18 protein-coding genes are annotated in these 18508 nt (G+C 40.3%); 11 read left to right on the top strand and 7 right to left on the bottom strand.

Annotated features, from left to right (window positions below; genetic code table 11):
• The 3 genes from mnmG to apaG form a co-directional block, all read right to left on the bottom strand.
• Nucleotides 1-1457, bottom strand: a 1457-nt coding sequence (mnmG, locus tag HP439_RS10560) for a tRNA uridine-5-carboxymethylaminomethyl(34) synthesis enzyme MnmG (RefSeq protein ID WP_172390306.1), incomplete at its 3' end; no start/stop codon positions are given.
• A gap of 56 nt (nt 1458-1513) precedes the next feature.
• The gene (locus tag HP439_RS10555) at nt 1514-3382 is read right to left on the bottom strand and encodes an ATP-binding cassette domain-containing protein (RefSeq protein WP_172390305.1); all 1869 of its coding nucleotides are present in this window, start codon (nt 3380-3382) and stop codon (nt 1514-1516) included.
• 224 nt (nt 3383-3606) lie between these two features.
• Entirely contained in the window at nt 3607-3993 is a 387-nt protein-coding gene (gene apaG / locus HP439_RS10550) for a Co2+/Mg2+ efflux protein ApaG (protein WP_172390304.1), read from the bottom strand.
• Between the two features lie 118 nt (nt 3994-4111).
• Between apaG and HP439_RS10545 the strand changes: the two genes are divergently transcribed.
• The 9 genes from HP439_RS10545 (at nt 4112) to HP439_RS10505 (ending at nt 13514) form a co-directional block, all read left to right on the top strand.
• On the top strand, nt 4112-4831 hold the full coding sequence (locus HP439_RS10545) for an SAM-dependent methyltransferase (protein WP_172390303.1): 720 nt from the start codon (nt 4112-4114) through the stop codon (nt 4829-4831).
• Between the two features lie 10 nt (nt 4832-4841).
• Nucleotides 4842-5330 carry a hypothetical protein gene (locus HP439_RS10540; RefSeq protein WP_172390302.1) on the top strand — a complete coding sequence of 163 codons (489 nt, stop codon included), beginning with the start codon at nt 4842-4844 and terminating at the stop codon, nt 5328-5330.
• A complete protein-coding gene (locus tag HP439_RS10535; protein ID WP_172390301.1) occupies nt 5320-6417 on the top strand; it encodes a Nif3-like dinuclear metal center hexameric protein in 1098 nt (365 codons plus the stop codon). The genes HP439_RS10540 and HP439_RS10535 overlap by 11 nt, the downstream gene beginning before the upstream one ends.
• The gene (locus HP439_RS10530; RefSeq protein ID WP_172390300.1) at nt 6418-7155 is read left to right on the top strand and encodes a zinc ribbon domain-containing protein; all 738 of its coding nucleotides are present in this window, start codon (nt 6418-6420) and stop codon (nt 7153-7155) included.
• A gap of 419 nt (nt 7156-7574) precedes the next feature.
• The gene (locus HP439_RS10525) at nt 7575-10862 is read left to right on the top strand and encodes a S41 family peptidase (RefSeq protein WP_172390299.1); all 3288 of its coding nucleotides are present in this window, start codon (nt 7575-7577) and stop codon (nt 10860-10862) included.
• A gap of 68 nt (nt 10863-10930) precedes the next feature.
• The gene (locus tag HP439_RS10520) at nt 10931-11860 is read left to right on the top strand and encodes a CPBP family intramembrane glutamic endopeptidase (RefSeq protein ID WP_172390298.1); all 930 of its coding nucleotides are present in this window, start codon (nt 10931-10933) and stop codon (nt 11858-11860) included.
• Complete coding sequence (locus HP439_RS10515) at nt 11841-12062, top strand: putative signal transducing protein (RefSeq protein ID WP_172390297.1); 222 nt, start codon at nt 11841-11843, stop codon at nt 12060-12062. The genes HP439_RS10520 and HP439_RS10515 overlap by 20 nt, the downstream gene beginning before the upstream one ends.
• Nucleotides 12052-12855 (top strand): phosphatidate cytidylyltransferase, encoded by an 804-nt coding sequence (locus HP439_RS10510; protein ID WP_172390296.1) that lies wholly within the window; start codon nt 12052-12054, stop codon nt 12853-12855. The genes HP439_RS10515 and HP439_RS10510 overlap by 11 nt, the downstream gene beginning before the upstream one ends.
• A complete protein-coding gene (locus tag HP439_RS10505; protein WP_172390295.1) occupies nt 12852-13514 on the top strand; it encodes a DUF2461 domain-containing protein in 663 nt (220 codons plus the stop codon). Before HP439_RS10510 ends, HP439_RS10505 begins: the two co-directional genes overlap by 4 nt.
• Here HP439_RS10505 and HP439_RS10500 read toward each other — a convergent pair.
• Complete coding sequence (locus HP439_RS10500) at nt 13508-14704, bottom strand: anhydro-N-acetylmuramic acid kinase (protein ID WP_172390294.1); 1197 nt, start codon at nt 14702-14704, stop codon at nt 13508-13510. The genes HP439_RS10505 and HP439_RS10500 overlap by 7 nt on opposite strands.
• 116 nt (nt 14705-14820) lie before the next feature.
• On the opposite strand from HP439_RS10500, the gene gcvH reads away from it, so the two are divergent.
• Nucleotides 14821-15201: a glycine cleavage system protein GcvH gene (gcvH, locus tag HP439_RS10495; protein WP_172390293.1), complete on the top strand. Its 381-nt coding sequence runs from the start codon at nt 14821-14823 to the stop codon at nt 15199-15201.
• A gap of 76 nt (nt 15202-15277) precedes the next feature.
• Here gcvH and HP439_RS10490 read toward each other — a convergent pair whose 3' ends face one another.
• The 3 genes from HP439_RS10490 to mqnB form a co-directional block, all read right to left on the bottom strand.
• Complete coding sequence (locus HP439_RS10490; RefSeq protein WP_172390292.1) at nt 15278-16033, bottom strand: DUF6263 family protein; 756 nt, start codon at nt 16031-16033, stop codon at nt 15278-15280.
• A 135-nt stretch (nt 16034-16168) separates the two neighbouring features.
• Nucleotides 16169-17155 (bottom strand): pyruvate dehydrogenase complex E1 component subunit beta, encoded by a 987-nt coding sequence (locus tag HP439_RS10485; RefSeq protein ID WP_172390291.1) that lies wholly within the window; start codon nt 17153-17155, stop codon nt 16169-16171.
• 135 nt (nt 17156-17290) lie between these two features.
• A complete protein-coding gene (gene mqnB / locus HP439_RS10480; RefSeq protein ID WP_172390290.1) occupies nt 17291-17905 on the bottom strand; it encodes a futalosine hydrolase in 615 nt (204 codons plus the stop codon).
• Between the two features lie 66 nt (nt 17906-17971).
• Here mqnB and HP439_RS10475 point away from each other — a divergent pair, with 66 nt between their 5' ends.
• The gene (locus HP439_RS10475) at nt 17972-18385 is read left to right on the top strand and encodes a 6-pyruvoyl trahydropterin synthase family protein (protein WP_172390289.1); all 414 of its coding nucleotides are present in this window, start codon (nt 17972-17974) and stop codon (nt 18383-18385) included.
• The last annotated feature ends 123 nt before the right edge of the window (nt 18386-18508 follow it).

Genomic DNA, 18508 nt, shown 5'->3' with positions numbered 1-18508 from the left:
AGCTCCGGTGCAACACTATATTTTTTTAAGTACGTTACGATTTGATCTGCATTTTCAATTTTCTTCTTGACCTTTTGTAGTCTATCCTCCCCTACTAAACCCAATTTGTATGCTAAGGGAGTGAGGCGTATATCGGCGTTATCTTGTCTCAGTAAAAGGCGGTGCTCTGCTCTGGACGTAAACATACGGTATGGCTCCTCAGTTCCTTTAGTAACGAGGTCATCGATTAAAACGCCGATATATGATTCAGAACGTTTTAGTATTAATTCTTTTTTGTCATTGATGCGTTGATGTGCATTGATCCCCGCGACAAATCCTTGGGCAGCTGCTTCTTCATATCCAGTAGTTCCATTTATTTGGCCGGCAAAAAATAGATGCTTAATGCGTAATGTTTCTAGAGTTAAATCCAATTGCATAGGTGGAAAAAAATCATATTCGATCGCATATCCAGGCCTGTACATTTTGGCATTTTCAAATCCCGGGATCAGTCGCAGCGCTTTTTGTTGAACATCTTCGGGGAGTGAAGTAGAGAATCCGTTTACGTATATTTCTACTGTTTGAAAGCCTTCTGGCTCCACGAATATTTGATGCCGATCTCGCTCCGCAAATCTGTTTATTTTATCTTCGATTGATGGACAATAACGCGGTCCTAAACCTTTGATTCTGCCTGTGAACATTGGTGATTTATCGAACCCCGTTTTTAATACGTCATGTACTTTATCATTTGTGTAGGTGATCCAACAACAGCGTTGTTGTTTTGGTATTTCAACATCTGTGAAAGAAAATCGTCCACCTTCATGGTCTCCCCACTGCTCTTCCATGACAGAGTAGTTTAAAGACCGACCGTCTACACGTGGGGGTGTTCCTGTTTTCATTCGTCCTGATTCGAACCCCAACGAAACTAATTGCTCGGTTAGGCCTGTAGCCGCTTTTTCACCGGTGCGGCCTCCGCCGAATTTCTTTTCACCGATATGAATCAAACCATTCAAAAACGTCCCATTGGTTAGAACGACAGCATCTGCCTCGATCCGAATGCCGAGTGAAGTGATGACGCCTTTTGCTTGTTCGTTTTCGATGATGATTTCTTTTACGGTATCTTGCCACATATCCAAGGTAGGTAACGACTCTAACGTTAGACGCCATTCTTCGGCGAAACGCATACGGTCGTTTTGTGATCGTGGACTCCACATCGCGGGACCTTTTGATTTATTCAGCATTCGAAACTGCAACGTGGATTTGTCCGCGATGATTCCAGTGTAGCCACCCATTGCGTCGATCTCTCGAACGATCTGTCCTTTAGCGACTCCTCCGATAGCGGGGTTACAACTCATCTGTGCGATAACCCCCATGTTCATGGTAATTAACAAAACTGATGAACCTAAGTTTGCTGCTGCTGCTGCTGCTTCACATCCGGCGTGTCCGGCGCCGACAACAATTACATTGTATTTTTTAAACATTTTGTCTTGATGGGTTTCACGTGGAACTGCTGCTGTTTAGAGTTTCACGTGAAACATTAAATAAATTCTGCCAACTCAATCCACCGCTCCGATTTTTGGTCGAGGCTTTGCTTTAGCTTTTCGATTTCTTTTGCAAGATCGCTTATTTTAGAATAGTCAGAAGTATTACCCATTTCGGATTCAATTTCAACAATTTTGTTTTCAATTCCTTCGACTTCTTTTTCTAACGACTCGTATTCCAAAAGCTCTTTATATGAGAGTTTTCTTTTTTCTTCCTGTTTGATATTTACGGGCTCTGCTATTTTCTCTTTGGTTTTCGATGCCGCTTTTTCTTCTTTTTGTAATGTTTCTAACTCGGTTTTGTAATCAGCATAGTTGCCGTTGTAAACACGAATTTTACCCTCTCCTTCAAATATAAAAAGTTGTTCCGTCAGTTTATCTATTAGGTACCTATCATGGGACACTAATATTAAAATCCCGGGATAGTTCTCAAGAAATTCTTCCAGGACATTTAAGGTGTCAATATCTAGATCATTGGACGGCTCATCGAGAATCAAAAAGTTTGGGTTTTTCATGAGCACTCGCATTAGTTGGAGCCTCTTTTTTTCTCCCCCGCTTAATTTACTGACCATGTTAAATTGTTTCTCTGGAGGAAACAAAAACAGAGTTAACAATTGGGACGCCGTAAGGTTATCCCCGTTAGCCATCTCTATATATTCGGCAACATTCTTGACGACGTCTAAAACACGATCTGAATCATTGAACTCTAAACCTCCCTGTTTATAGTAGCCAAAGGTTGTCGTTTCACCGACGATAACTTCACCACGGTCTGGGGTGATTTGCTCGGTTATCAAATTTAAGAAGGTAGACTTTCCTGTTCCGTTTTTTCCGGCTAGGCCAATCCTGTCGAATTTTTTAAAAACGTAGCTGAAATTTTCAATCAGATTTTGGTTCGAAAAACTTTTACTGATATTTTCAATTTCTAGAATTTTAGATCCCTGTCGCGCGACCTTTACAGATAATTTAACGTTTTCATTTTTGGACGGTCCCTTCGCTTTATCTTCTAGATCGTAGTAAGCTTCTATGCGCGATTTCGATTTTGTACCACGCGCTTTTGGTTGCCTCCGCATCCACTCCAGCTCACGACGGAGTAAGTTGCGCGCTTTGTCCGCCATCGCCACATCTATCGTTTCCCGTTCTGCTTTTTTCTCGAGAAAGTAGGTGTAATTACCTTTATAAGTGTAAACCTCTCCCCTATCAAGCTCACGAATTTCATTGCAAACATTGTCTAAAAAATAACGATCGTGTGTCACCAGAAGAACAGTTTTATTGCCAGTTTTTAGAAGTTTTTCTAACCACTCAATTGTTTCAATATCTAAATGGTTGGTTGGCTCATCTAATATGTATATGTCTGGTTCGTCAATAAGTAACTTCGCAAGTGATAGGCGTTTTCTCTGTCCGCCCGATAAACTATGTATGTCTTGATCGAAATCGGAAATTTGAAGGCGATTTAAAATTGTCTTTATATTGTGCTCATATTCCCACGCCTCCAATGAGGATATTTTATCTGTTAATAGTGCAAGTTTATCGTGGTCGATATCGTCCATGGCCAGTAACTCCTCATACTCTTTTATAAGTTGTTGCTGCTCATTATCGGAAGAATATATAAAATCATTAACGGTTTTTAACCCGGTAAAGTTAGGTTCTTGATTCAGAAATCCTATCTTAATTCCTTTTTCACTAACAACCTTGCCTTCTGTAGGAATTACGATGCCTGCTAGTATTTTTAAAAGGGTACTCTTACCCGTGCCATTGATTCCTACTAGTGCAACGCGATCCCCTTTTTGAAGGCCAAAATGTAGCTGCTTAAAAAGCCAACGATCATTAAAGGAATGACTAACCTGTTCCGTCGATAATATACTCACTATTAATTTTTAATTAACTGTAAACCAGATATTTACAAAGTTTCTAATTAAACCGATATTGATAACTTTTTCATGAATTAAGTTTCCAATACATAAAGTTGTTTGTAGGGTCCTATTTAAGTATTGAATCTACACAACTATCCAAGCACAAAAATAAGTAAATATTTGCGGTAATCGCGATTTGGGATATTATTCGCGAATTAATTTACGTTGGGATTAAAAAACTAATTTAGCTTGAAGGAAGCTATTAACTCAAATCTTGGAATCTCAACATCGAAAGTAGTTCCATCAACCTGTTTAATCATTTGATAAGTTCCCTGCATATAGCCTATTTCACTGTTTAGATTACACCCAGAGACATACTGATGGACATCTCCAGGGGAAAGTACAGGTTGTACTCCTACTACACCCTCTCCATCGATTGTACGCCGTTCTCCAGAAGTGTCGAAAATATCCCAATGTCTATTGAGGAGCTGAATAGTAAATTCACTCATATTTTCTATGGTAATCTGATAAGAAAACATATAGTGTTGCTTCTCGGGATTTGAGTATTCGGGTTGGTAGACAACCTCTACTGATATTTTTACACCCGCTGTAATTTGTGTAGTCATTTGATTATAACCTTATTAATCGGGACCAAATTATTAAATAAACTTGAAAACTCAAATTTCTTTTTTTTGGATTGTAAAGCGTTACCGATAATACAGTCAATATTTAGTATTTTTGGCTATGCCCTTAGGAACGTTATATCTATTGCCTGTACCATTGGCCCAAGAGGCTGAACACAAGTCCTACACACTGTTTCTCCAAGACATTCTTTTGAATCTTCGCGAATTTATTGTGGAAAACGAAAAAACAGCGCGCAGGTTCATCAAACAGACTGGGCTGAATATATTACAGCAAGATCTTGTCATCCATGATTATGGTAAACATGCGCGTGATAGTGTCGATTACGACGTTCTTTTACAAGCGGCGATACAGGGAAGGGATATTGGATTAATGTCCGATGCAGGATGTCCTGGTGTTGCTGATCCGGGGGCTTTAGTAGTTGCCGCGGCACATAAACGAGGTATTAAAGTGGTTCCGCTAGTAGGGCCAAGTTCTATACTACTCGCGCTAATGGCTTCCGGATTCAGTGGACAAAAGTTTGCTTTTCACGGGTACCTGCCAATCGACAAGCGCGAAAGAACGGCTAAAATAAAGGAACTTGAATCTCAATCGCAACGGGAAGATCAAACTCAGTTGTTCATAGAAACGCCCTTTCGTAACAACGCGTTGTGGGATGAGTTGCTTAAAAGCTGTAAAGGAGAAACTAAATTATGTATTGCTTGTAATTTGACGGCTCAGGATGAGTATATTCGTACCAATAGTGTAAAGGAATGGAAAGGTAAAAAGGTCGATCTGCATAAGAAACCCACCATCTTTTTATTATATATGAACACGGATTAAATAGCACAAAATGTTTGAAATGTTGTCCACGGAAGTGACCCAAGAGATGTTGCGTTATGCGATTATTGGGGGCATTTTTATGATTATAGTCTGGATATTTTTTGGTTATACTATATATAGTACACTAAAACTTATTAAAAAAGAAAATCAAAATATTTTACCGAATCAAGCCTGGTTTGTAGCGGTCCCTTTTTTTAATATTTATTGGAACTTTGAGGTTGTTCGCCGGTTAACCGACTCATTGAATAATGAATTTTATGATCGGAAAGTAGAAATTGAGGAACGTCCTACCCAAAAATGGGGAATGCTTTTTGCATGGACATTTTTGATAAGAAACATCCCTTTACCTCCTTTTATATTGATAATAGCGTTTATATTAAACATCGTATATTTTATCACATATTGGGTTAAAATTGGAGAATACCGCAGTTTGCTTAAAATGCATATAAAAGCATACGGAGCGGATTATATTGATCAAAGTCGTAAAAATGAAGATTAAAGAGTTAACGGAATATCTAGAGGAGATCGCTCCCCTGGCCTACCAAGAATCATATGATAACTCAGGGCTTTTAGTCGGAAACCCTGAAGATGAGATTGAGAAAGCATTAATATCCTTAGATTGCACCGAAGAAGTCGTTGAAGAGGCCATACAAAAAGGATGTGATATTATCATTTCCCACCATCCAATTGTTTTTTCGGGGCTAAAAAAAATTACCGGAAAAAACTATGTAGAACGCGTCGTTATAAAGGCTATCCGCCATAAAATTGCGCTTTATGCTATACATACCAATCTTGATAATATCTATGGTGGTGTTAGTAGTAAAATTGCACAGAAACTAAATTTGCAGTCAACGGCTGTATTGGCACCTAAACAGGGCTTATTAAGGAAACTTGCAGTATATGTACCTAGGACTCATGTTGAATCTGTTCGAGCGGCCCTTTTTGTCGCAGGTGCAGGTTCGATCGGAAATTATGACGAGTGTAGCTATAACTCTGCTGGGTACGGAACTTTTCGCGCCGTAGAAGGCGCCAATCCAACAATCGGTACCATTGGGGTGCCAGAACGAGTGGAGGAAACAAAGATAGAAGTCGTATTTCAAGAAAACCGCAAACGAAGTATTCTGCTCTCGATGTATGCATCACACCCCTATGAAGAAGTGTCGTATGATATTATAAAATTGGAAAATACATTGCAGCAAGTGGGTTCTGGCGCGATCGGGAATTTGCCAGAAGCACTGGAGGAGAAAGTTTTTTTAGCCTATCTTAAGGAAAAACTGAATCTGCAAGTAATTCGACACACGAAGCTTCTTAACAAAAAAATAAGCCGTGTAGCGGTGTGCGGTGGCGCAGGAGGATTTCTACTTGATCAAGCTAAACGATCTGGAGCTGATATTTTTGTCACTGCCGATTATAAATATCATGAATTCTTTGATGCCGAGCAACAGATAATCATAGCTGATATCGGACATTTTGAAAGTGAACAATTTACGCAAGATTTATTAATGGATATAATTCGGAAAAAATTTGTTAACTTTGCTGTCCTATTGACAGAAATAGACACAAATCCTATAAATTACTACAGTTAAATGGAACAAACCGTAGAACAAAAGTTAAAAGCACTGTGGGCGTTACAGTCCATTCATACGAAGATTGATAAGATTCGTCAGGTGCGTGGCGAGTTGCCTATTGAGGTCGCAGATCTTGAAGACGAAATTGCTGGTCTTGATACACGTATCGAAAAAATCAGAACAGATCTTGATGATTTGGAAGATTCAATCGTGAAGCGTAAAAACATGATCAAAGATGCGCAGGGCGCGATCAAAAAATACGAAGGTCAGCTCAACGAAGTGAAAAACAACCGTGAATACGATGCAATTTCAAAAGAAATTGAAATCCAAGGTTTGGAAATTCAGGTTTGTGAGAAACGTATTCGTGAGACGGAATTTGAGATTAAAAACAAAACGGAGCTTTACGAAAGTACGAACACATCTCTTGGCTATAGTAAAGATGAACTAGACGTGAAGAAAAAGGAATTGGAAACAATTACTTCTGAAACACAGAAAGAAGAAGATGCACTATCGGGTAAAGTAGAGGCGGCGACTAAGAAAATTGATGATCGTTTGTTAAAGGTGTACAACAAATTGCGTGGGTCATTCCGTAACGGATTAGCTGTTGTATCGATCGAACGTGATAGTTGTTCTGGTTGTTTCAACAAAATTCCTGCTCAGTTGCAATCGGAAATACGCCAGCGTAAAAAAATTATTATCTGTGAACATTGCGGACGTGTGCTCGTCGATGAAGGAGTCGTTTCCGAAGATCAATAGTAACAGAGTTTTCCTAAAAAGTATAAGAGGCGCTATATAGAAATATATAGCGCCTATTTAATTCCATATAAATTGGTAGCGAAGTAGTAAGGGAGGTTCTTGTTTCTTTTTCACCAGGTATGTTTTGTCGATGCTCAGAAATTCGATAGTTCGCATTTTCTCGGATTATGGAATGGTCTAGATTTGCTTATCCGATTGTGTGGCGAAATCCCATGCTATCCTTTCAAACACAAGCTTCTATAAAAAGCAGTCAGTTAAGTTCGGAACCAGAATACAGCCAGAAGAAACCTTTTTCATTGTGTATTTCTGGGCCAATTTGCGGCTACACGTCAATAGATATAGTGCGGTTATATTGTTACTTTTTTTCATAGCAACCGACACTAAAAAACATTACTTTTAGATTTAATCTCAATTATTTTATGAATAGGTCTATTTCTATTTTGTGGCGCGTGCTGTTCGCCACCAGTATGCTGGTTTGTGGCAAAGTGTATAGCCAACAGGAAACGTTGTTATTAAGGAATCCCAGTATAAGTAAAGACCATATTTCTTTTGTCTATGCAGGTGATATTTGGATCGCAGATAAGGATGGACAGCACCCACGCCGGTTAACGGCAAATCCAGGCGTTGAACAGAATCCGATGTTTTCGCCCGATGGCAAACAAATCGCTTTTACAGGGAATTACGACGGCAATACTGACGTATATGTCGTTTCCATCTATGGAGGGAGTCCACAAAGGATTACGTTTCATCCAGCAAGTGATATCTTAAGGGGTTGGTTAAATAATCAAGAGACTTATTTTACAACGACACGAGAATTTACCTATTCCTTGGGCACAAGGCTTTATAAGAGTTCGTTAAATGCTAAGCAGGCAACACCTTTGATGATGCCAGAGGCAACCCAAGGAAGTCCTTCAGGTGACGGTAGATATTGGGCGTATATCAAAAATACGGATCCTACAGAGCGAGATAGAGTCGCTTTTAAACGCTACCGCGGAGGCGGAATGCCTTCGATTTGGATATTTGACACACAAACCAAGGAAATAGAAGTGGTTCCGGGAGAGAAAAGTAACGACGTTAAGCCCGTATGGCTGGGTGATAAAGTGTACTTTTTGTCGGATAGAGAGAAGACCGTTAATATCTTTAGCTATGATGTAAATGGGAAGGCAATTGAGCAACTTACTCACTTTAAAGATTTTGATATCAGGACTTTAAGTGGGTATGGTAGTGAACTTAGTTTTGAATATGGCGGGAAGCTACATGTTTTAAATACGACCACTAAAAAAGTGAATACATTGTCGATTTCTGTTTACAATGACGCAATGTATAAGCGACCACATTATATCGAGATGGGTAAAGACATCAATGCATTCACCATCTCACCAACCGGTCAGCGGGCGCTTTTTGAAAACCGCGGTGAAATATTCACCATTCCTAAAGAAAAAGGAGATGCTCGCAATATTTCTCAATCTCCTGGTTCCCACGAACGGTACCCGCAGTGGTCACCAGACGGGAAATGGATTTCCTATATTTCGGATAAAAGCGGGAACTACGAACTTGTATTGCGCGATCAGTTTGCGAGGGAAGATCCAATTTATATTCCACTGGGGAAAACCTCGTTTTACCATAGTCCGACATGGTCTCCAGATAGTAAGAAGCTCTTTTATAACGATGTACATTTGAACTTGTATTATGTAGACATTGACAGTAAAAAAATTACCCTAGTTGATAATGATAAATTGAGCAGCAGTACAGGCCGCACATCCAATCATTTTAACCCAAGCTGGTCGTATGATTCTAAATGGATTGCTTATGTTAAAAGTTTAAATAATGGCGTACGAACCTTGTATATGTACAATCTTCTGTCTGGAGAAAAGACCCAAATTACGGATGGAATGAGCGAGGTTAATGGAACCTCATTTTCCAGGGATAACAAGTACCTGTTTTTTAACGCTAGCACGAACCGTGGTTTGACGAATTCTGGGCTACATATGACGGCATACGAAAAGAATGTTAACTTCAATGTATATGCTTTTATCCTTTCCAGCGATACACCCTCTTTATTTAAAAATGAAAGTGATGAAGAAAAATTAGACGGTGAAAAGTCAGACGATAAAAAGAAGGATAAACAGGAGGATGATAAGAAGAAAGATAAGAAAAAATCGGATGAGGATAAAGATAAGAAAGCAGACCCAACCAAAGTGGATTTTAAAAATATAGCAGGTCGTATCATCGCGCTTCCATTGCGGCCGGGATATTATACGCTAGATGGCTCGACCGACAAGAAGCTGACCTATCGGCGGGGCCGAGAGATAGGCGTATACGATCTGGAAAAACTTGAAGATAAAACTTTGATAGAAAATGCATCTGATTTTGCCATTAGCGCAGATGGAAAAAAGATGATCTACGGTACTGGCAAAGACTATTTTATCGTTGAGGCGGGACAAAAGCCCGCTCCTGGTGCAGGAAAAGTTGAGATTAAAGATGTAAAGCAGCTTGTTGATCCCCAAGCAGAATGGAGACAAGTGTTTAATGAAGTCTGGAATATGCAACGTGAATTCTTTTATGTAGAGAATATGCATGGGGTCGACTGGCCCGCGATGAAGACAAAGTATGAAAAATTTCTTCCTTATGTGGGTCATCGTTCTGATCTAGGGTACCTGCTTAATGAAATGATGGGAGAAATGGTTGTTGGGCACAACTATATTTATCCCGGCGATGAACCCTCTACCCCATCAGTCAACACCGGCGTTTTAGGGGCAGATTTGGAGGCTGTAGAAAATGGATACAAGATTAATAAAATTTATACCCGATTAGATTGGAATCCTTCGTTCAGAGCTCCTTTGGCGGAGCCCGGTACCAAGGTTAACCAGGGAGACTACATCGTTGCCGTGGGGGGAATTCCGCTAAACGATAAAGTGAATATATACGAGCTTTTGGAGAATACAGTGGGTAAGCAGGTCGTTCTGTCTGTTAATAACAGTCCATCAATGAAGAACTCCCGAGAGGTTATCGTGCGGCCAATATCTTTTACCGATGAAGTGAGTATTCGCAAGATGGACTGGGTGGAAGGCAACCGGAAGAAAGTCGATGCGCTTAGCGATGGAAAGATAGCTTATGTATACATGCCAAATACGGGGCCAGAAGGATACACCTATTTTAATCGATATTATTTTTCACAGATGGATAAAAAGGCATTGCTTTTGGACGAGCGCAATAACGGAGGGGGTTCAGTTGCTGACTATGTTATTGATTTGCTTTCTCGAGAACTTATCTCTGGCTGGAAAATAAGAGACGGAAAGAGTTTTACGACACCTGGAAATGGAATCTACGGTCCTAAAGCCATGATTATTAATGAAAACGCGGGTTCTGGTGGTGACATGATGCCATACATGTTTCGTTTTAAAGGCCTAGGAAAGCTCGTGGGTCGCACGACGATGGGTATTCTTGTTGGTATTTCTGGCTATCCCCCATTGCTTGATGGCGGGCGGGTAACCTCACCGAATTTTGGAGTATTTGACCTGCAAGGTAATTATATCATAGAAAATAAAGGGGTGGCTCCGGATATCTTTGTCGAACAGACGCCTAAAGATCTTCTTGAAGGACGAGATCCTCAACTTGAGCGTACAGTAACACACCTGTTGGAGGAAATAAATGATTATCCATATATAAATTTGATTGATCCGGCTGATCCGATTCGCGTAAATTAATAAACAACAGAGGGCAATTTTGCCCTCTGTTGTTTATATGTTTTGCGAAAATATTAATTTAGTATTCTATGGAAGATTTTCAAAATGACCAACGGAGTCCTTGGCGAGACCTTATGTTTTTATTATTTTACTCCTTATGCTGCACTTTTGTAGTACAATTAATCGTAATTGCTTTCGGTGCAGTCTTGAACCAAGGAATTTCTGGTCTAATTGGTGGAGAAAATTCGTTTCTAGAGTCAAGCAGTTTTTTCCGATATAGTTTGGCTGCTAGTAGTTCTATAGGTGTATTCCTGTTGCCTGTAATGTGGCTACAGCATTCAAATAAAGAGATTGACTTTTTCATAGCACAACGTGCCACCGATTGGAGAGCCTATTTACTTGCCGTTTCGGTTATGGTTGCATTCATTCCGTTCATGGACGTAATAGCTGAGTGGAATAAAGAGATGTCTCTTCCAGAAAGTATAAAGCATATCGAAGAGTGGATGCGTAGACAAGAAGATAGCGCCGCCAAGTTGACAGAGGACCTTATTATGGTGAGCACAATTGATAAGTTGTTGCTTAACATACTGTTTATCGCTGTGCTACCTGGAATTGCCGAGGAGTTCTTTTTTCGGGGGGCACTTCAGAATATCTTCACGCGCATTTTTAAAAACCCCCACCTTTCCATTTGGGTTGTCGGAATTGTTTTCAGTGCAATACATATTCAATTTTACGGCTTCTTTCCGCGGATGATATTGGGGGTATTCTTGGGCTATTTCTTTTTATGGACCGGAAATATTTGGGTGTCCGTTTTCATACATTTTTTAAACAATGCAAGCGTTGTGGTTGCGGCATTTTTCTATGCGCGCAATGGGAAAAACTATACGGAGTTTGTCAACGAAGGGCTTTCTTATTCAATAATTGTGTATCTTGGGAGCTTAATTTTTAGCGTTTTCTTTATATTCGCTATGTATCGATACACGCAAAATAAAAAGAGATATGCCAGAAGGTTGGACTAAATTGAAGACGCACACAGATGAATTGTCGGCGTTATTGGAAAAGCAAGTATTAGAAGAAAATGGTATTGTTAGTGTTTTGATAAATAAGCAAGACTCTTCTTTTAAGTTCGGGAAAGTTGAGCTTTACGTTCGAGATGAACAGTTAGGTGCGGCTAAGAATATATTAGAAGATGGAAGTATAAATCCTGTTGATGAAAACTAGAGCAATTACCGGTTTCTTCTTTATCATTGTTCTTATTGGCGCCGTATTGTTTGGCGAGTATATCTTTGTACCATTCTTTGTAATCATGGCAGGAATGTGTGCGCATGAATTCTATCGCATGGTCTCTTCGGAATCGATAAAGCCATTGCAGACATTCGGTATTCTTTCAGCTGTTATAATGGCTGGAATTACGGGCCTAGTATTACTACATATCCTGCCAATAAACAGCCTTCTCGTCGGAATTCTATTTGTTTTCGCCGCATATATTGCCACGTTATTTCGGAAAACTAGCCAGCCTATTTCTGATGTGGCCTATACCCTATTCGGATTGTTATATTCAGCCGTTCCGTTTTGTTTTTTTATTGCTCTTGGTTTCCTAAAAGGATCCTACAACGCGTATATCCCCCTCGGATTTTTAATATTATTATGGACAAACGATACGGGTGCATATTTAGCGGGACGAAGCTTTGGACGTTACAAGCTTTTTGAGCGAATATCGCCCAACAAAACATGGGAAGGATTTATTGGGGGTGTGCTATTGGCTGTTGTCGTAGCTCTAAACCTGGCGCGGTACTTTCCGGAACTTGCAAGTATGCAGTGGGTCATTGTTGCACTGATTATTGGTGTATTTGGTACGCTAGGCGATTTGGTCGAATCCATGCTGAAGAGAAATCTAGGTGTCAAAGACTCGGGTAATATCTTGCCCGGACACGGAGGAGTGCTTGATCGTTTTGATGGCTTGCTTATGGCTGCACCTTTAGCGTACATTTTTTTAAAATTCATTCTGCGATGAGGATAGAGGAACAAACGATGAGCTTTTTAAAGCAGTTGATGGTTAATAATAACCGCGAATGGTTTCAAAAGGAACGCGAGCAATACGACACCGCCCTTGAGAACGTAAAAGAGTATATTTCTGCGCTTATTGCTGAATTATCAGAATTTGATCCCCAAATTAATACCGATATCCAAGCCGGACGTTGTTTATTCCGTATTTACCGCGATACCCGTTTTTCGAAAGACAAAACACCCTATAAGACCTGGTTTTCGGCGGGCATCTCTGTCGATGGGCGAAAACTTGCTGGTCCCGAATATTACTTTCATATAGAGCCCGGTAAGAGTTTTATTGCCGCAGGGTACTGGCGTCCTGCGAAAGTACATTTAGATGCGATTCGCCAAGAAATTGATTATAATCGTAAAGACTTAGACGATGCTTTAAGTCAAGGGGGATGGGAAGCCCAAGATTTATCCAGTGAGGATAAATTAAAACGTCCTCCTTCAGGATATACCGCGGAGGACCCAAATATTGAACTATTAAAGCTTAAAAGTTTCATTCTTTACCAAGCCGTCAGTGATAAAGACCTTTGTGGATCAGAATCTTTAGAGCAAGTAATTTCGGTATCGAAACGATTTTATCCTTTTAAGCGTTACATACACCAAGCACTCGATCAATAAGGAAAGCTTAGCTTGCCCATACATACGGCTGGCGAGTCTCTAATTGTCTCTACATTCGTTGGTCCCCCGGCAAGTGTTTCATTCGCTAATACCGCAAATAAACAGGCCTCCTTTGCGTCTGGATTAATACCTAGCTCAGAAAAAGAGGTTACCTTAACGCCCGCTAACGTATTTTGAAGATGTTCTAATAACAACTTGTTATGCAAGCCGCCGCCGGAAACGTAAACGGTATATTGTTCAACATCCTGCGTAGCCTTTTTGATGCCCTGTGCTATTGCCTGTGCCGCGAACATGTTAAGCGTGGCCATAATGTCGTCGTTTGCAATTTCTGTCGTGCGTGTGCGCTCCTGTACCTTTTTAAGGTATTGAAGGTTAAAAAGCTCTGGTCCCGTTGTTTTTGGAAACTCTTGCCCTAGAAACGACTCTTCTAAAAGACCTGCTAATAGGGAATTATCTATCGATCCATTTTTAGCTATTCTGGCATCTTTGTCCATTTCGATTCCGTAATGGGCCAAAGCAAACTGATTCATCATCGTATTTCCGGGGCCGAGATCCGTGGCATAGGCCTTTCTTCCACTGTTTTTGTTGGGAAGGAATGTGAAGTTAGAAATGCCTCCAATATTCAGAAGTATTCTGTTCTCGATTTCATCTGTAAAAAGCAAAAAGTCTCCATACGCAGCAAGCGGAGCCCCTTCCCCTCCAGCGGCGATATGTTTCTGTCTGAAATCAGATATGGTGACGATTCCGGTAGTAACTGCAATATGGTCTCCATCGCCGATCTGCAACGTGCTATTGCCAAAACGTTTCTCGTCTGTTAACCGTTTTGGCGCATGATATACAGTTTGCCCGTGGCTAGCGACACAATCTATTTCTTCTTTTGTAATTCCCCATGTTTTAAGTGCAGTGTTCACCATCGCACCATGCTGGTTACCGATGTGTGCATTTAGACCGCAAAGGACTTGTTGGTCAATTTCTCTTTTGGCGAAGATTTCTCGGATTTGATTTCTAAATTTTGGCGAATAATCTATGGTTATAAATTGCTCCAAAATGAGCCGGCTCTTATTTCCGCTGCCGTGGATCGTACATAAAGCGATGTCTAGTCCGTCTAAGGATGTCCCGGACATCAAGCCAATTACTCTTCGAGAGGGCTTTTTAACTGCCGCATATAATTTTTCTATTTGCAGATTCATCCTCTAAAATACGGAAATAGTGGACACAAGAAGAGAAGAAACACTCGTTTGACTGAAAATGTTTAATTTTTGTTTATATGAAAGGATAGTCATATTTTTGAAGAAACTAAAAAGATATGAATTTTCCAGCAGAGTTAAAATACACAAAGGATCACGAATGGGTTCGTGTAGAGGGTGACCAAGCGGTTATTGGAATCACTGATTTCGCACAGCGCGAACTTGGCGATATTGTTTTCGTTGACATCAACACCGTCGGCGAAGAGGTTGCAGCAAATGAAGTGTTTGGTTCGGTGGAGGCTGTGAAAACGGTTTCAGATTTATTTATGCCCGTTTCAGCAACAGTTTTAGAAGTGAACGATGCTATCGATGCAGCACCAGAATTGGTGAACACAGACCCTTATGGTGATGGCTGGATAATCCGTGTTCAATTGAACAATGCCGCAGATGTAGATACTTTATTATCTGCTGATCAATATCAATCGGAAGTTAACGCTTAAAAGCACTGAAGAATAAAGAGAAAAGCCCGTTTATTATTTGCGGGCTTTTCTCTTTATCTATTTTTCGGTTTATCTGTTAGTTCACGGTTACCTCGACCGTAGACTTTATTTTTGTATCCATCATTTCGAACATGGTGATCGCCTTGGAGGTAATGGGCATAAACGTTTTGGTGTCTAAAAGATACTCGCCCTCGATTGTACCGCGTTTTTTACCTTCTCCATCTAAAAAAGAACCGACGTACGAGACGATATAACCGTCCGCCGTTATCTCTTTGAAGGTGTTATTCAACTCCATTTTGGTCATAATAGGATTGTCTTCAACGTCCGTTAATGTCGTCCACGATTCCCCTGGTTTAATTGCGTGTTCGGGGAATTGAAGAAATTGATTTGCAAAACTCGATGAACTCAACGTATTTTCACCCACATCAGGTAAAATTATGTCTAAAGTTTTACCTTTAGGACTTATCGTTGCAGAGATCTTTTGACCGATTAATGGTCTGAACTGCTTGTCAACCAACTTTACTGTCTCGTCGGTCGCCTCTTCTTGGGAATTATAGCTGACTGTTTCCATCCCAGACTGCATATCCATTTTTACACTGTTGATCATCGTTTCGAAGGAAATATTCCCTTCCTCAAGTTTCGTCGAAGTGGCTGAAGTATTCATATGTAGGTCCATTATTATGGGTTGTGGACTGTCAATATCTGTCGTTATCATTATCGTCGATTGTTGCGCTTTTCCGATTTCGGGATTTAGCTTAAATTCGATCGCACCTTGTGCGTAGGAAGTAACCACGGTACATAGGGCAATCGCGCTTAAATAAAAGGTTTTCATTTTCAGGTATTTGTTTATATAGGGTGAAGATAGTAATTTTCTAGGATTACTACGAGTGAATTTTTATCAGGATGGCGATAAAAAAATGGCCTTACTGTTGAGTAAAGGCCATTTTTTAAGTTATAGGATATGTCCTTATTTTTTCAAATAAGAAACTTCTTTTACTGCTTTAACAACTTTCGCCACACTTGGAAGTGCTGCCTCCACTAATGTCGGAGCGTATCCCAAAGGTACGTCTGCAGATGTTACACGGATAACCGGAGCATCTAAATAATCGAAAGCATCTTTCTGAATTTTAAATGCTATCTCAGAGGAGATCGATGCTAGTGGCCATGCTTCTTCTACCACTACAAGTCTATTTGTTTTCTTAACGGATTCAATAATTGCTGGAAAGTCGATTGGACGTACTGAGCGTAAGTCAATCAGCTCGACGCTAATACCTTCTTTTTCTAATTCTTGGACAGCAGGAATTACTACCCGAGGAACCATTTTACCAAATGAAACAACAGTTACATCGGTACCCTCTTGGATCGTGTTTGCTTTACCTATCGGAAGGTAATACTCTTCTTCAGGAACCTCTCCTTTGTCTCCGTACATAACTTCGGACTCCATGAAAATAACAGGATCTGGATCAATGATAGATGATTTTAAAAGACCTTTAGCGTCGTATGGATTAGAAGGGACGACAACCTTCAGTCCTGGTGTGTTTGCGTACCAGTTCTCAAAGTTTTGAGAGTGCTGCGCACCTAATTGACCGGCGTTTCCAGTAGGACCACGAAATACGATAGGACAAGAGAATTGACCGCCACTCATTTGGCGAATCTTTGCAGCTGCATTGATAATTTGATCTATAGCGACTAACGAGAAATTAAAGGTCATGAACTCGATAATTGGTTTTAAACCATTCATTGCTGCGCCCACCCCAATACCCGCGAAGCCAAGCTCTGCAATTGGTGTGTCGATAATGCGTTTAGCACCAAACTCATCAAGCATGCCTTGGCTTACTTTGTAGGCCCCGTTATATTCAGCGACTTCCTCGCCCATCAAGAATATTTTATCATCTTTACGCATTTCTTCGTTCATTGCCTCACGAAGTGCTTCTCTGAATTGTATTTCTCTCATCAGTTGTAAAATTGTGTCTGTTTTGAATATCGCAAAACTACTATAATTTCTTGATATTTCGTAACCCAATTTGCGCAAAATGGAGCTAATAATGTCATATTTTAATAAGATCTTATCTTATTTTCTTTTAGCGTGTTAGACAAGGTCTGTCAACAGCTGACGTAAAAAAGCATTCAGTTTCTCTATTGCGGGTCCTATCAACCAATTCTTGCGATTTCTCGGCTCTATGTAGTTTGATACCGCGCGGTATTGCAGGACAGCTGTTTGGGTTTGCGCTGCGGCATAGAAAGCCGCGACCCCTTCCATAGATTCGATCAACGGTGTTGAATAACGCGCTTGTAGCTTTTGTATGCTATCCACATTTCCATGAACCGTGTTTACAGTGATTCCCCGAGCCGATTTTACTTTTGGCAGAATAACACCACTTGGAATAGATTCGGAAAATAGTGTTTTGGCGAAACCGAGAGATTCCATAGGTAGAAAATCTCCGTGATCCTGCGCGCCGAACTCGAAGATCTCATCGTGTTGTATTTGATAGATCTCCCCGAGGATTGCTTTTGAATCTAGGATTCCCCCAATACCCACCTGGACAATAAGATCCGTCGGGTTTTGTTGCAGAGCAACTCCAAGACTAAAGGCGGTTTGTACCATCCCAACACCACCGATTAGAAAGCGAATATTATGTTCTTCTAAAAAGGCGATTGAAGGGTATATTTCTTCCCGAGTGGCCGCCACAACTAAAATGTCCATCGTGCAGTAAAAACGTTTGAAAGATGAAGGTACTAAAATTTAATATTTATGCCCTATATTTGCTGTATGATCTATATCACAAGGCGCGAGAGATTTAGCGCAGCACACAAGCTTTATCGTGAAGACTGGTCTTTGGAGAAAAATGAACAGGTTTTCGGGAATTGTTCTAACCCAAATTGGCATGGGCATAACTACGAACTATTTGTGACCGTAAAGGGAGTAGTGAACCCCGAGACAGGATTCCTTATAGACCTAAAGTTAATGAAGCAAATTATATTGACGAAGGTGGTTAATAAGTTGGATCACAAAAATGTGAATTTGGATGTTGACTTTATGCAAGGAAAAAAAGCGTCGACCGAGGTTATCGCTATAGCAATATTCAACGAGCTTAAACCTTTGTTTGAGAAAGAGAATGTGCAGTTGCACAGCGTGAAGTTAACAGAGACAGAAAACAATTACGTCGAATATTTTGGCGAATAGTTAAAAAGAACGTCTTTATCACCCATTACGTAGTACATTACGGAATGTTTAAAATCACAATGGGCTCTGAAACAGGGCTTTTAATTACCTTATACCAGATACAATGAGTAAGATAACATCTTT

Origin of the sequence: Sphingobacterium shayense, assembly GCF_013179575.1 — a bacterium.
Lineage (GTDB): Bacteria > Bacteroidota > Bacteroidia > Sphingobacteriales > Sphingobacteriaceae > Sphingobacterium > Sphingobacterium shayense.
Note: the sequence above shows the minus strand (reverse complement) of the source record. Positions and strands in the feature narration are given on the sequence as shown.